This is a genomic window from Paenibacillus sp. FSL R5-0475, assembly GCF_038004585.1.
In the GTDB taxonomy this organism is placed as follows: Bacteria; Bacillota; Bacilli; order Paenibacillales; family Paenibacillaceae; genus Paenibacillus_AQ.
On the sequence record NZ_JBBORK010000001.1, the window covers coordinates 5,690,600 to 5,705,096 of the forward strand.

At 41.9% G+C, this 14,497-nt stretch carries 12 protein-coding genes and 1 other RNA gene; 11 read left to right on the forward strand and 2 right to left on the reverse strand.

Going from position 1 to position 14,497, the window contains the following annotated elements:
* Positions 1 to 458 precede the first annotated feature (458 nt).
* The 8 genes from smpB (at position 459) to MKX41_RS25610 (ending at position 8,167) form a co-directional block, all read left to right on the forward strand.
* On the forward strand, positions 459 to 938 hold the full coding sequence (gene smpB / locus MKX41_RS25575; protein WP_042123338.1) for an SsrA-binding protein SmpB: 480 nt from the start codon (positions 459 to 461) through the stop codon (positions 936 to 938).
* A 198-nt stretch (positions 939 to 1,136) separates the two neighbouring features.
* Positions 1,137 to 1,501, forward strand: a transfer-messenger RNA (tmRNA) gene (ssrA, locus tag MKX41_RS25580).
* Between the two features lie 229 nt (positions 1,502 to 1,730).
* Positions 1,731 to 2,096, forward strand: a complete 366-nt coding sequence (locus tag MKX41_RS25585; RefSeq protein WP_042184038.1) for a hypothetical protein — start codon at positions 1,731 to 1,733, stop codon at positions 2,094 to 2,096.
* An 848-nt stretch (positions 2,097 to 2,944) separates the two neighbouring features.
* Positions 2,945 to 3,733, forward strand: coding sequence for a hypothetical protein (locus tag MKX41_RS25590; protein ID WP_340973672.1), 789 nt, complete (start codon positions 2,945 to 2,947; stop codon positions 3,731 to 3,733).
* 315 nt (positions 3,734 to 4,048) lie between these two features.
* Positions 4,049 to 4,483, forward strand: a complete 435-nt coding sequence (locus MKX41_RS25595) for a hypothetical protein (RefSeq protein ID WP_340973674.1) — start codon at positions 4,049 to 4,051, stop codon at positions 4,481 to 4,483.
* A gap of 55 nt (positions 4,484 to 4,538) precedes the next feature.
* On the forward strand, positions 4,539 to 5,051 hold the full coding sequence (locus MKX41_RS25600) for a hypothetical protein (RefSeq protein WP_340973676.1): 513 nt from the start codon (positions 4,539 to 4,541) through the stop codon (positions 5,049 to 5,051).
* Positions 5,052 to 5,511: 460 nt separating this feature from the next.
* Entirely contained in the window at positions 5,512 to 6,819 is a 1,308-nt protein-coding gene (locus MKX41_RS25605) for an aminoacetone oxidase family FAD-binding enzyme (RefSeq protein WP_340973678.1), read from the forward strand.
* Between the two features lie 31 nt (positions 6,820 to 6,850).
* Complete coding sequence (locus MKX41_RS25610; protein ID WP_042184042.1) at positions 6,851 to 8,167, forward strand: BaiN/RdsA family NAD(P)/FAD-dependent oxidoreductase; 1,317 nt, start codon at positions 6,851 to 6,853, stop codon at positions 8,165 to 8,167.
* A gap of 140 nt (positions 8,168 to 8,307) precedes the next feature.
* Here MKX41_RS25610 and MKX41_RS25615 read toward each other — a convergent pair whose 3' ends face one another.
* Positions 8,308 to 9,297, reverse strand: a complete 990-nt coding sequence (locus MKX41_RS25615; protein ID WP_340973680.1) for a zinc-binding dehydrogenase — start codon at positions 9,295 to 9,297, stop codon at positions 8,308 to 8,310.
* A 128-nt stretch (positions 9,298 to 9,425) separates the two neighbouring features.
* On the opposite strand from MKX41_RS25615, the gene MKX41_RS25620 reads away from it, so the two are divergent.
* Both MKX41_RS25620 and MKX41_RS25625 read left to right on the forward strand, forming a co-directional pair.
* A complete protein-coding gene (locus tag MKX41_RS25620; RefSeq protein ID WP_340973681.1) occupies positions 9,426 to 10,283 on the forward strand; it encodes a LysR family transcriptional regulator in 858 nt (285 codons plus the stop codon).
* 86 nt (positions 10,284 to 10,369) lie between these two features.
* Entirely contained in the window at positions 10,370 to 11,623 is a 1,254-nt protein-coding gene (locus tag MKX41_RS25625; RefSeq protein WP_340975080.1) for a mechanosensitive ion channel family protein, read from the forward strand.
* A gap of 141 nt (positions 11,624 to 11,764) precedes the next feature.
* On the opposite strand, the gene MKX41_RS25630 is transcribed toward MKX41_RS25625, so the two are convergent.
* Complete coding sequence (locus MKX41_RS25630) at positions 11,765 to 11,941, reverse strand: hypothetical protein (protein WP_179085866.1); 177 nt, start codon at positions 11,939 to 11,941, stop codon at positions 11,765 to 11,767.
* Between the two features lie 336 nt (positions 11,942 to 12,277).
* Here MKX41_RS25630 and MKX41_RS25635 point away from each other — a divergent pair, with 336 nt between their 5' ends.
* Positions 12,278 to 14,389, forward strand: a complete 2,112-nt coding sequence (locus MKX41_RS25635; RefSeq protein WP_340973683.1) for a pectate lyase family protein — start codon at positions 12,278 to 12,280, stop codon at positions 14,387 to 14,389.
* The last annotated feature ends 108 nt before the right edge of the window (positions 14,390 to 14,497 follow it).

Here is a 14,497-nt window from a genome sequence, read left to right on the forward strand (position 1 = left end):
GGCGTTTCAGTAGAGATTGAGGTTAATTGCACTTTGTACATTAAAATGTGATCAGTATCTTCAAAACGGCATGATTTTGAGTTTTTAACTGCAGAAAGTACAACTAAACAACCATCGAGCATCTAAATATATTAAATAGATGTATAAAGTGCATTTATGTAGCTTTAGGGTAGCGTCGGAGGGAGAGAGTGAATAGAAAAGGGTATGAGTTGACTGGGATGAGTGAATATAGAAACATGAACACCTTTTTTATAAATAAATGTAATTAAAGTTAACTATTGGGTAAACTTACTGACAACTAGTTGTCAAAATGGCTGGGAAAGGATTACCTGATCCTTCCTTGCGCACAATCGATTCCATTTGTTACAATATAGATCAGACGTTCGATGACTATGTCGTTTAAGATTAGAGAGACATGGTTACTTTAACTTATGAATATGATTCAAGGAGTGATTCTCATGGGTAAAAAAGCAGACGGGAAAGTACTTGCCCAGAACAAAAAAGCTTCCCATGATTATTTTATCGAGGATACTTATGAAGCTGGCTTGGTACTGACAGGTACAGAAATCAAGTCGCTGCGTAATGGCCGCGCTAATATTGGAGATGCTTTTGCTACGATCCGTAACGGTGAGATTCACATTCACAACATGCATATCAGCCCTTTTGAACAAGGTAATCGTGCTAACCCTACTGACCCGACGCGTACTCGTAAATTGCTGATGCACAAGGAGCAAATTCATAAACTGCTGGGCTTGTCCAAGCGAGATGGATTTACGATTGTGCCACTCAAGGTTTATGTGCGAAATGGCTACGCGAAGCTGTTAATTGGTCTTGGTAAAGGTAAGAAAGAGTACGATAAACGTGACTCTGCTGCTAAGCGTGATGCTCAGCGTGATATCCAGCGTGTATTGCGTGAAAAGCAAAAGATCGCCAGATAATCTAGGATGAATGTACGATTCAAATGAGTACCAGTTTCCACCTTCAATTCCTTTAACCTACGTGTTAAAGTATTGATAAATGTGATATACTGAGTAAGTAAGATTATTGCTTCGTTACAGACTTCTTGAAGAAGAAGCTGTGGATAGGATCTCTCTTGCTTGGAAGATCCGCTTGATCCGAAGCGCCCTTTTTAATGAGGGGCCGTTCTTGGATTCGACGGGGGTAGTTCGAGCATGAGTAGCGAGTAGTGGGGACGCGTCCGCTTCATCAACGCTAAAGCCTATTAAACGGCAAACAACAAAACAACTACGCTTTCGCAGCCTAAGAAACTGCGCGCGTGCTTCTACCCTGCATCGCCCATGTGACAGGGATAGGGGCTAACAAGTAGTGGGATACGCCGTCTGGTCTCCGCCTGGGGTCAACGGAAGAAGATAATCAGGCTGACCCAACGTATAGCCGGTTACGGGGCGATACTCGGGTGACATCAAAACTGTGACTACACTCGTAGAAGCTTATGTGCCGTTATCTTCGGACAGGGGTTCGACTCCCCTCGGCTCCATAAGAAAAACCCGCTAAAATAGCGGGTTTTTTGCTGTTTAGTGGTTGGATTGTAGACCGAATGTAGACAAGGAGTTATAGGGAACTAAATGTGTTCATTATTGTAGACATGTTATCTACATCTAAAATTAGATCATTCACTTTGAAGTTATTAATATCTATAAGAGCCCGAACTGATATAAAATTATAGTATTAAGCATCCAAAAACAAAAACATTCGGAGGAATTACTATCATGAGTTTTACTATTGATTATGTTAAAAACAAAAACAGAATTATTGTAACATCGGACGGTATGGATGTTGAGGATGCCCTTGCGTACGCGGAACAATTTCCGAAAGTACTGAAGAAAACTAAGCGAGGGTTTACAGGTATGACTGTAATTACTGGTGGCCTGGTATTTAAGCAAGAAGTGTTGGCAATTCTTGCTCCAACTAGTGAAGATGCTGTGAAAGCTGGAATCTCTACAAAACACAAATGGGTGTATGTTGCGCCTACCTCTTTCTACAAAACGCAAATGCATCGTATGTTTAAAGATATTGCAAACTTGTACGAATCGATAGAAGAAGCTGAAACGTATCTTGATTCTGCAGGGAATTAGCAACTTCTAATAATTAAAAGGGTCCAGCCATCATCTGTAGCGGCAAAGGTACTTTTGTGTATTAACTTATATAATTGCATCACTATACTAAGGAGATATTCCTATGATCAGTCTCCTTTTTTAACCATAGATCAGTAATTCTTATACGATTCTATAATTTGAAAGCTTATGTGCCGTTATCTTCGGACAGGGGTTCGCCTCCCCTCGCCTCCATATGAAATATCAGAATAGCGACCTTGTGAGGTCGCTTTTTTGCGTTTTCGTATACGATGAGTTTAGTGAATCCGCGTGGTTGAGGGGGATTCTGTCTATTCTGATGATGAATAAGAAATATTTCTGATGGTGTAGGGTATTTATAACGGAGTCAGCCGACATTTGTTTTGACGGTATTTAGACAATGTGAGAATATGTGTGTAAACATGTATATTGTCAAAAAAACTAATGGAGTAGTCGTCTGAACTGCGTATACGAATTCAAGGTAAGAATGCTTATATAGAAGTAGCCGCTTCTCATCAGCGGGAGTATCATGGGGAACTACCGTTCGATTAAATCATACTCGGAGCTGGTGAATTGTTGTGCTTAGGGTCGGTGCTTAATGCAACGATTCCACGCATGAAGTTATAGATATAGATGTAACTTCATGCGTGGGGTCCATGTCAAACAGATCACTAAAGGAGTTTTTTTGAAGGAATTAGGATGAAGATTGTAGAATAATAAAAAATTAGAAAGTAAAACATAAAAAATTAGCGAGTCGGGTGTAACTATTGATAACCTCTAAGGTCAGAGATTTAAGTGTTATAAGAATTATTGAAATTATATTTATAATATTAAGCAGTTATGGGTTTTTTTTGAGTGTAAGTAAAATAAGCTATTTTGAGTTGAATGAAAATCAAGTACTCTACTTATATTCAACAGGGGCACAAGTTATTGCAGGTTTATTTGGGCTTACTTTAGCAGGATACATTTTCTTTAATGATCGATTAGAAAAAGAAGTACAAGCAGATGAATCTTTATATGATGCAGTTGAGACCTTAAAAAAGGATTATTACAGGTCTATTAAAAAAATGGGAGTAATGTGTATATGTTCAGTCGCTGCATGTATGGCAAACATTGCGTGGTTATCTAACCTGCACTTACATAAAGGTATACATATCTTCCTATTAAATCAAACAGTCCTCTTATTGTTGATGGAGATTTTTTATATTGTTGATTTTGTTATTAAAGTGGCAGACCCAAACAAAATTTTGAAATTGAGTAATGTTCGAAAACATGAAATCGATAAAGAAGATGGCTCCAAAGGTGATCTCGCTGAGTTTTTAAAGTACTATAATATGATGGAGGATTTGATTACCTCGAATGCACAATTTTTAATAAGCTCACCAACTCTCTTTTATACCAAAAAAAGTAATAAAGACTATAAACCACAAATTCTTCAATCACTAAAAATTCTTAATGCTAAGGAAATATTAAACATAGAGCTTATGGAAGAAGTAGATGAATTAAGAAGGTATAGAAACTATACAGTGCATAGTTCTGAACCAACTGTAACAAATTCTATGTGTCAACAAGTCAAGCAACTTTATGATGAAATTAATAACAAAATAAATCAATATTTCGATAGCCAATCGAGTCTGTAAAATGAATTGTGTAAAATCCCAAATCAATTAAACTGGAAGTAATAGAAAGGTTGGGAAGCACACATGGGATTATGGTCGAAGCAGCAGCTTGATAGATGGACAAGAGGAATATGAACGTTTTACTTACATCTATAGATCATTAACTGGAATCATGGTTTTTGCCGGAATTTGTTGATGTATAGCATGACTATCTCTCTCACCAGGGGTTGATGACAGCCGCAACCAGTATGAGAGCAAAAGAGTTCTACTTAGAGATTACTTTTTATCCATTGTTAAAGCTAATTGAAGACAACGGGAGCAGAAGGGGGATTAATAATGGATATACGTATTTCCTTGTTCAAAAAAGATAAAGTATCCCTTGAAACTACAGATGACAATAACTTCATGTCTATTAAATTAAGTGCCTCAAATAATGATTTGATTTATAGCGGCACTGTAAATAGGGAAGAGATCGTTAACCTGTTAGAAGGGTTGCGTGATTTACTCCTTGAGACAAATGGCGAACTGAAGAAAGGCGATATAATAACCATCGGTCATAAGCATGCTTCAGATGGCGTTTTGCATGATTACTCAGATAAAGTTGGACTTAGAGCAATTGTAGCGGACCCATACGCTCTATGGGATATAGATGAGGAAGGGAACGAAGTTCGTTTTGTTTGGGCAGCCTTGGAAGGGAAGAAAAGAAATAAGTACGTCGACATTCATATTGAAGATGCTATTCGAGTGACAGTATGTATAAATTCCTCTTAATTCGATTCTATTTTCTATAGAAAGTAAGAAAGTTAATTTTGTAGGGGGGAAATCCATGAAGACAAATAAGGAGCATCAAGAAGAGGTAGAAAAGAAATACGGGAAACCTTTAAAAGATATTATGCATGAACTTATTGTTGAACGTCATATGGATCAATGGGATGGTTCTTCTGAATTGGGGGTGCCCAAAGAGACATTCGTGACTTGGAGAACTAGATTTCGCCTGGGTCCTGATCAGAGGAGGGCGGATTTTGCTGAACGAATAAGGAATAAGACTCTTGAAGAATATAAAGATAAACTGAAAGATGTTGATATTGAAAGGCCGTTTATTTTTAAAGATGAAAAATCATTAAGAGGCTTTAAAGAAGTTATTGAAAGAATGATTGAGTTGGAAAAGCAACGAAGGTTATTGGCTAATATTGATACCGTAGGGGATATTTCGCATATGATGCGAATTGCTACGTTGGAAAGTATAGTCTCATATCTTAATCAATATAACCTGTCGGAGTTACATAAGACCTTCGATTATGATTTAGAGTATCTAAAATCAATTCTACATAGGGAGTAGGTGCTAACTGAATTGACCTACAGATTAAATAGCGGGGAACTGGAATAGGTTACAGAGCGACTCTAGGGTGACATCAAAACTGTTACTACACCCGTAGAAACCTATGTGCCGTTATCTTCGGACAGGGGTTCGACTCCCCTCGGCTCCATATGGAGTATTATTGAAGACACCATGAAGGGTGTCTTTTTTCATATTTTCAGAGTATGATCTGGACTATGCGTGACGGTTCAAAAAAATGAGTATCTTGCTAGATCCAGTATCTTTCGTATGTGGAATTAAAGATTGCAGTGAAGAAGGCGTGAAGAAAAATTTAAGGTTCTATATAGGGATAAAAAAGGCAAACATAGGATAGGAAGAGTTAATAGGGAGATATAAATGAAAACCAGTATACTTATGCTATAATTTAATAAAGTGACTCTGTGCTTTTAGAAAAATTGGATAAAGGATGCATTGACCAACCATGTATGAGAATCAGACTTCTATGCACCACAAGCTGTTTATTATCGGCGCAGGTGCTGCCGGACTAATGGCCGCCGTTACTGCGTGTGATATGGGTATCGATACTGCCATTCTGGAAGGTAACGACCGGATTGGAAAGAAGATATTAATGACAGGTGATGGCCGCTGCAACATTACGAATGAATCCACTGCAACGGGTACGGATGAAGCAATCGCTTTATCGCGCAAGTATCACAGTCATCAGGCCGGATTTCCACTTGCGGTATTGCAGCAATTTGGCATCCGTCAGACCATAGATTTTTTCTCCTTTCTCGGGCTTCCACTTACAAGATTGAAGGAGGGCTTGATGTATCCAATGTCGCTGCAGGCAGCAGCGGTGCTGGATATTTTTCAGCTTGCGCTGGAGGATCGGAATGTTCCGGTATACCTCAATAACAAAGTGTTGGATGTTACTGTTTCGAAGAATCATCCGCGCTTCAAGATAAAATGCCAAACGGAGACAGAGGAGGAGGTTGTTTATACTAGCGACTATCTACTTCTATCTGCGGGTGGCCTTGCCGGTCCAAATGCGGGAAAAGAACCTCCTGGGTATACACTTGCCGAACGTCTGGGGCACACCCTGATTGAGCCTTTGCCGGCCATTGTGCAATTGAAGCTGCAATATCCGAATATGAGGGCACTGTCCACTATCAAATCTCAGGGACAAGCCCATATCATTGTGAACGGTAAAGTCATCTGCAGTGAACAGGGTGAAATTGCCTTCACGGATTATGGTATTACCGGCCCGCCAATTCTTCAGCTAAGCAGGAAGGCTGCGTATCATCTTGCAAGAGGAGAACAGGTAACATTGTCGGTTGATCTGATGCCGGGCCGCACGGAGGAAGAGTTAGTTGAGTTTTTAGAAAGGCTCTGGGAGACCTTTGGACACCGGACTGTGGCGGATTGCCTTGTTGGCATCTTCAATAAGAAGCTTGTTTCTGTCCTACTAAAAGAGACTGGCTTAGATCAACAGCCAGAGCTGCTTTGCCAGGATCTATCGATGAAAACCAAGGGGAAATTTTATCGAATCTTGAAGCGTTGGGAATTTAAAGTGACGGATACCAATGGCTTTACGAATGCGCAAGTGACAGCCGGCGGCATTGATACGTCGGAACTCATCGAAGGAACGCTGGAATCCAAGCTGGTGCCTGGGCTGTATTTGGCTGGCGAAGTGATGGATGTCGACGGAGATTTCGGCGGCTATAACCTGCAATGGGCCTGGAGTTCCGGATATGTGGCCGCCATGGCGCTAGCTAAGTCAATTCAATAAATTTATTAGGAAAAGGGATGCATCAATTAACATGTATAAGGATCAGACTTCTAAGCACCACGAGCTGTTCATTATCGGTGGGGGTGCTGCAGGTCTAATGGCTGCAGTTACAGCGAGGGATCAAGGTATTGATACAGCAATTATTGAAAGCAATGACCGGCTTGGGAAGAAAATAATAACGACGGGTAACGGGCGTTGCAACATTACGAACCAATCCACCGCCACCGGTACGGATGAAGCGGCCGCTTTATCACGCAAGTATCACAGTAATCAGGAAGGATTCCCAATACATGTATTGCGGCAATTCGGTGTCCGCCAAACGATCGAATTTTTCTCCTCGCTCGGGCTTCCTTTTGTAAGCTTGGAGAATGGCCGGATGTATCCGATGTCGCTGCAGGCGGCTTCGGTGCCGGGTGTATTTAAGCTGGCGCTGGAGGATCGGAATGTTCCCGTATATTATAAACATAAAGTGTTGGATGTTACCGTTTCGGCGGGACATCCGCGGTTCGCGATAACCTGCCAGACGGAGACAGAGGAACAGGTTGTGTATACCAGCGACTATCTTTTTCTATGTGCAGGCGGCCTTACCGCTCCCAAAACGGGAACGGACGGCTCCGGTTATACGCTTGTCCAACGTCTGGGGCACACCCTGATCAACCCGGTGCCAGGCATTGTACAATTGAAGCTGGATTATCCGTATTTGAAGGAACTATCGGGCATCAAATTTGAGGGAGAGGCCCATGTTATCGTAAACAATGAAGTCATCCGCACTGAGTCTGGTGAGATTCTTTTTACGGACTATGGTATCTCGGGCCCGCCCATACTTCAGCTCAGCAGAAAGGCTGCGTATAATCTCGGAATAGGAGAATCGGTGACATTGTCGGTTGATTTAATGCCGGAGCGCACGGAGGAAGAGTTAATTGATTTTCTGGAGATCCACTGGGGGATCTTCGGACACCGGACGGTTGCCGATTCTTTTGTGGGCATCGTCAGCAAGAAACTGATTCCAGTTCTGCTGAAGGAGGCTGGAATTGATCAACAGCCGCACTTGCTTTGTATGGATTTATCATGGAAAACCAAGAAAATATTTTATCGAATCTTGAAACGTTGGGAATTTAAAGTGACCGATACCAATAGCTTCACGAATGCACAAACAACAGCCGGTGGCATCGATACGACGGAGCTAATCGAAGGAACGTTAGAATCCAAGCTAGTACCTGGGTTGTACTTGGCAGGTGAAGTGATGGATGTGGATGGAGATTGCGGCGGCTATAACCTGCAATGGGCCTGGAGCTCCGGCTATGCTGCCGCGATGGCGCTTGCTAAACGACGTGTTAGCGCCACGTAAAAGGATAGATGGTTGCTGACTCTTGGCATGTTGCGGTGGAATACTTGCATGCATTGAACACAGGGCGGCTAATGGATTTACCGTGCCACGCCTCGGTTCCATATAGAGTAAATAAAAGACACCTTGTGAGGTGTCTTTTTTCAATCAATTCTTATTCCAATATTCCCAGACTGCTCCCCCTGTTGCATTCGCTGAAAGGCTTGAAGGGTGTCTTGTAAAGGATAGACACTATCAATGATAGGGCGTATCGAGTGGAGTTCCATAAATTGAAGCATCGCAACAAACTCCTCACTGCTTCCCATTGAGGTGCCGATGATACTAATTTGGGGGTAAAATATGGATCGTACTGCTAATTCCATTCGATCTCCTGAGCTTGCACCAAATGTAACGATCCGGCCATTTGGCTTAATGATATCAAAGTACTGTTGGAACGTCGCTGGCCCGATACTATCCAGGATGAGATCCACTGTTTCTCCTTTCATACTTTCCTTCCAATCACTATGACTGTCAAAGGCATGATCTGCCCCATGTGCAAGAGCAACTTGCCTTTTTGTTTCACTTCGTGATGTGACACTGACTCGTGCACCCGCTGCTGAAGCCATAAGCATGGCATAAGTAGCTACACCGCCACCAATACCCGGAATAAGGATATGTTCACCTTGCTGTAAGCGGCCTCTCGTAAACAAAGCCCGATAGGCTGTCAAGGCAGATAAGGGCAACACACCCGCTTCTTCCCAAGACAAATAAGCTGGCTTGCTGATGGCATTTTGCGCAGGGATGACGATAGACTCGGCAAATGTACCATCTGAAGGGCCGCCCACTATGGCCGGAACGTTCGGGACATCGTGGGTGATTTCCCATCCGATACACGGATTAATGATTACATCGGTACCTACTGTAAGTGATGTTATGCCTTCACCTACCGCTTCAATTATACCTGCCCCATCAGAGCCCATAATTAGGGGAGCATCCTCGTTTGTTCGATCCGCCATGAGAAATAAGTCTCGATGATTTAACCCTGCGGTTTTCAGCCTTACTTTTACTTCGCCGAAGCCCGGCTGTTTGTCAACAACGTCTTCATATGTCAGGCTCTTCAAACCGTTCATTCCAGCATGTACGATTGCTTTCATCCTAATTCCTCCAGTAATTCGTATTTAGATATATCTATTTGAATTGTACAGAGTGGGAATCATACAGTAAAATGAACAAAACCGAATGTGAGTATCATAAATGATCATACCAAGCAGGTGACTTAGAAATGGAAAGCGGAGATTTAAGAATATTTCAGGCTGTGGCTCGAGAGGGTAGCATAACCAAGGCTGCGCAATTGTTGAACTATGTACAGTCTAATGTGACGACTCGAATTCAGTATCTTGAGGCTCAGTTGAAAACACCCCTTTTTCGGAGATCCAATCGAGGAATGACGCTAACTTTGGCTGGCGAGAATTTACTGGGATATGCGGATAAAATACTGACTCTGATGGACGAGGCTGTGAAAACTACACAATACTCGGACCATCCTGCAGGGCCGCTTCGGATAGGCTCCATTGAAGCGACAGCAGTCATTCATCTGACTCCTCTATTGGCCGAGTATCAATCACGATATCCGGATGTTAATTTATCGCTCACTACGGGTGTGACACATGCGCTCTTACAAAAGGTGTTGGATTACGAGCTTGATGGAGCGTTCGTCTATGGTCCTGTTGATGATGCAGATATAGAACATATCGCGGCTTTTGAAGAGGAGTTGGTGTTGATCTCTGAGCCGGGACAAAATGAAATGTATGAGTTACTCATGAAGCCGATGTTGTTCTTTGACGTTGGATGTACGCATCGGGCAAAAGCAGAGAGTTTTCTTAGAGGCACTGGCCTGATCACTTATCAGATTATGGAATTTGGCACATTAGCAGTTATTCTGGATGGCGTTTCCTCTGGACTTGGTGTGTCTATGCTGCCACAGTCAGCGATTGCCAAGGCGGAGGAGCAGGGCATAATCACTTCCCACCGCTTGCCTGAAGAGTACCGAGATTTGCAGGTATGGTTTGTGTATAGACATGACTCGATTTACTCAAGCGCGTTGACAAGGTTAATACAATTAGTTGAAACTAGGCAATAATAGTTAACCGCAACGATCGAAGCGTCGTATGTTAGTGCTAGACCATTTCATCAAACAATCTAAGTAACACGCAGCAGGAGGAAATGATGAATTTTATAAAAGATCAACTAGCAGGTTACGGTGTAAGCGAACAAATGACAGGTTATCTTTCGAATATAATCATGGTCTTATTTATAGCACTACTCTCTGTACTGGCCAATTTAATAGCCAAAAAAATCGTGCTGAAGATAATTATTCATTTCATTAGTAAGGATCGGTATGCATGGGATAATATCGTTTTGGAGAAAAAAGTGTTTCACAAGCTGTCGCATCTCGCGCCAGCCTTCATCATCTATTATTCTGCGTCTATCTTTCCGCTATATCAGGCCTTTATTGAAAAATCCGCCTTAACTTATATGATTATCGTAACTATCACGGTGTTTAATGCACTACTTAATGCCATTGATGCTATTTATCGCTCATTCGAGGTCTCCAAGATTAGACCGATCAAGGGGTACATTCAGGTTGCAAAGATTATTCTATTTATCATTGGTGTTATTGTAGTGATCTCTAACCTCATTGGTCAGAATCCACTGATTATACTTAGTGGGTTAGGTGCATTATCAGCTGTTTTTATGCTGATTTTCAAAGATTCTATATTGGGTTTGGTGGCAGGTGTTCAATTATCATCTAATGATATGGTTCGTGTAGGTGACTGGATCGAAATGCCTAAATATAATGCGGATGGTGATGTAATTGACATTACATTGAATACGGTAAAGGTTATGAATTTCGATAAAACAATCACCATGATTCCTAGCTACGCCCTTATTTCAGATTCGTTCAAAAACTGGAGGGGCATGCAAGTTTCTGGCGGCAGAAGGATTAAACGAAGCGTTCATATCGATACAAGCAGCATATGTTTTTGTACAAAAGAAATGATGGAGGAATTCCAGAAGATTCACTACCTTTCCGATTTTATAAGGGCAAGATTAAATGAAATTAGCATTTATAATATCGAACATCAAATCAATATGGAGAGTAAAGTAAATGGAAGACATCTCACGAATGTTGGTGTATTCAGAGAATATATCCATGAATATCTGAGGAATCATCCTAAAATTCATAAGGATATGACGCTGATCGTCAGACAGCTCGCGCCAGAGGATAATGGACTGCCCTTAGAAATCTACGCGTTTAGCAATGATACTAACTGGGTGGTGTATGAATCGGTTCAAGCTGATATCTTTGATCACATTTTTGCAGTTGTACCGATATTTGGGCTTCGTGTCTTCCAAAACCCGACGGGCCATGATATTGCTCGCTTAAAAGAAAGCAAAGAGTATTCGTCTGGATACTGAAGATAAGAATGATTTGCAGGAGAAGGCATTTCTTAATATCAGTAAAAAAGCGACCATCGTGGTCGCTTTTTTACGTTTTTTTCATTTTGGAAAGGATCATAAAACGTGCGATTTATTGGGGTGCGGACATAGCTGAAGACTCTAATGGAAGTTCCCAGATTCATTTTCTGAGAATTTGCCATCGCTGTCATGCAGAGCTTGTTTGCGGCGATCATTACGGGCTTGCTGCTGCTGTTGGGCTTCCAGGCTGTTTACGGGCGTGGCTTCCAGTTCTTTTACTGTGTTGATTAGATTCTTATCTGGTTGATTTGCACTCAATTGAAAGCTCCTCCCTTGATTATCTAATGGTTGTGAATTTTATTATGTGCTGGCTACTGTGTGGCTATTCATGTTGTATTTTCACAAGAGCCCAGGATACATTGCTGAAAGTACGGGTGAATCAATGCTCTGTCCTATAATCATTAACTCAGAATACTGTTAGATGTGAAAAATATGAGGAAATGATTGTATCGGAACTGATTTCTGTTCTGATATGTTGAGGATGTTTTAGTCCCATAAAATGTAATATTGTCAGGAGGTGAAAAGGAAGCTTTATATCTTCTTGCAAGCGGTTACAATTCTATCTGCAACAAATTAGAATCAGGAGGGAATAAAATGAAAAAAAGTATTGCCAAGGTAATCAGTATTGGTGTGTTGTTTTCTCTTGCACTTTCTTTGATAGCAGGTGGATGGACAAATACAGTAGTGCATGCTGCTGGTCTTTCGATGACAGGCAGTGGAGGCTGGAATGAAGCGGCATATGTGGAATGGTCACCTGTAAGTAATGCGACAGGATATAACGTATATGTTAAACAGGCAAGCGCATCAGATTCGGGGTACCAACAGATTGATAATGAATTGATCCGCAAATATTCTTCCTATTGGAGAGCGGATGCTGTAGGGCTTGCAGCTGGAAGTTATGTAATGAAGGTTGAAGCTGCCCTGTCATCGGGAGAAACGGCAAGTGTGGTATCAAATACGTTATCCGTAACGTCATATGATCGATCTGGGTTTGCTTTTTCGGCAAGCTCGCCATTTGGTACGGGTTCTGGCGCTTATAATGAGAATGGAACCCTCAAGAATGGTGCTCAAGTGCTGTATATAACATCTCAGAATGCGAAAACCGTAACACTTGATGTGAAAATCAACAGCTCAGGTGCTGTACAAACAGGCGTTGGTCTTGGTAGCATCTTGGCTCTGAGACAAAAGGGTTATGATACAACCCCACTTGCCATCCGAATTATCGGTAAAGTTACAGCCGCTGACCTGAGTGGACAGCTTAACAGCAGTGGATATCTTGAAGTCAAAGGTAAAAACAATTATTCAGAAATGAATATTACAATCGAAGGTATCGGAAAAGATGCTTATGCATACGGTTGGGGATTGCTTCTTAGATATGTTGGTAATTTGGAAGTAAGAAATCTGGGTGTAATGTTATTTCCTGACGATGGCATTTCAATGGATACAGGCAATGCGAATGTATGGGTGCATAATAATGATATTTTCTATGGATCTGCAGGGAGCGATGCGGACCAAGCCAAAGGTGACGGGTCTACGGACCTCAAAAAAGGATCAACGTACATTACTATCTCGTACAACCACTACTTTGATTCCGGAAAAGCTGCTCTAGTCGGACTTAGTGAGTCTGCAGAATTCTTTGTTACCTTCCACCATAACTGGTTCGATCATTCGGACTCCCGTCATCCGCGGATCAGAGTGGCCTCTGTTCATGTCTATAATAACTTCTATGATGGAGTCTCGAAATATGGTGTCGGCGTTACAACCGGAGCTTCGGCCTTTGTGGAATCCAATGTTTTTAGAAATACTAAAGACCCAATGCTTAGTTCCTTACAGGGTACAGATGCTTTAGGTGAGGGTACGTTCTCGGGTGAAAATGGAGGTGTGATTAAAGCTTATAACAATCTAATTGTTGGTGCTTCAAGTCTTATCTACGCTAACTCCAATACAGGGACAGCTCCTGCTAATGCAACCTCATTTGATGCCTACTTAGCTTCGTCGAGAAATGAAACCGTCCCAAGCTCATACAAAGCATTAAAAGGCGGAACAGCTTATAATAACTTCGATACGAGCATCCAAACTGGAGTGAACGTATCGAATATTGACAACGTAAGCAATGTAGAACAGGTTGTTACGGCAAAAGCCGGACGCCTGAATGGCGGAGACTTCACATGGGCATTTAATGATTCCGTGGATGACGCATCGTATGCACTGAACACAGCACTGATGTCTGCAATCAGAAGCTACACAACGGGGCTCGTCTCCGTAGGGGGCAATTCAAACCCAACAAGTCCGACACCAACTCCAACAGCTACTCCTGTGCCAACAGCAACACCTGTACCGACAACGACACCTACGGCAACGCCAGTGCCGACAGCGGCAGCAACCGTTCATAACTTTACCACTGATGGAACAACGAGCAGCTTCTTCAATATCCAAGGGAATCTCTCAACAAGTAAGGGAACTGTGACATATCAGGGGTTAACCCTAACTCAATGTCTAAAAATCGAGAGTGCAACCAGTATTCAGTTCACAGCTGCTAAAGCTTCAACCCTAACCCTAGTGTTCAATACAGAAGGAACCAAAATAAAAGTGGATGGAACAAATTATCCTATAACGAATGGCATTGCCACTGTCTCCCTTACGGCGGGCGCACATACCATTACGAAGGATAGTACGGCGAATCTGTATTATATGAAGTTGGAATAGATAGTTTTATAAAATAAAAGCTGCTAACGATATTGCAATATCGTTGGCAGCTTTTTTGGTCAGGGTCGCTTTTTTTCTATGATCTTAAGACTCGAATCATTGTAGATT

What these genes read in the sequence shown, in the direction of transcription:
- MKX41_RS25625 (WP_340975080.1), top strand. Translation starts at nt 10,370, where the DNA reads ATGAATTTTATAAAAGATCAACTAGCAGGTTACGGTGTAAGCGAACAA.
- MKX41_RS25620 (WP_340973681.1), top strand. Translation starts at nt 9,426, where the DNA reads ATGGAAAGCGGAGATTTAAGAATATTTCAGGCTGTGGCTCGAGAGGGT.
- MKX41_RS25610 (WP_042184042.1), top strand. Translation starts at nt 6,851, where the DNA reads ATGTATAAGGATCAGACTTCTAAGCACCACGAGCTGTTCATTATCGGT.
- MKX41_RS25600 (WP_340973676.1), top strand. Translation starts at nt 4,539, where the DNA reads ATGAAGACAAATAAGGAGCATCAAGAAGAGGTAGAAAAGAAATACGGG.
- MKX41_RS25605 (WP_340973678.1), top strand. Translation starts at nt 5,512, where the DNA reads ATGTATGAGAATCAGACTTCTATGCACCACAAGCTGTTTATTATCGGC.
- MKX41_RS25585 (WP_042184038.1), top strand. Translation starts at nt 1,731, where the DNA reads ATGAGTTTTACTATTGATTATGTTAAAAACAAAAACAGAATTATTGTA.
- MKX41_RS25635 (WP_340973683.1), top strand. Translation starts at nt 12,278, where the DNA reads ATGAAAAAAAGTATTGCCAAGGTAATCAGTATTGGTGTGTTGTTTTCT.
- MKX41_RS25615 (WP_340973680.1), bottom strand. Translation starts at nt 9,297, where the DNA reads ATGAAAGCAATCGTACATGCTGGAATGAACGGTTTGAAGAGCCTGACA.
- smpB (WP_042123338.1), top strand. Translation starts at nt 459, where the DNA reads ATGGGTAAAAAAGCAGACGGGAAAGTACTTGCCCAGAACAAAAAAGCT.
- MKX41_RS25595 (WP_340973674.1), top strand. Translation starts at nt 4,049, where the DNA reads ATGGATATACGTATTTCCTTGTTCAAAAAAGATAAAGTATCCCTTGAA.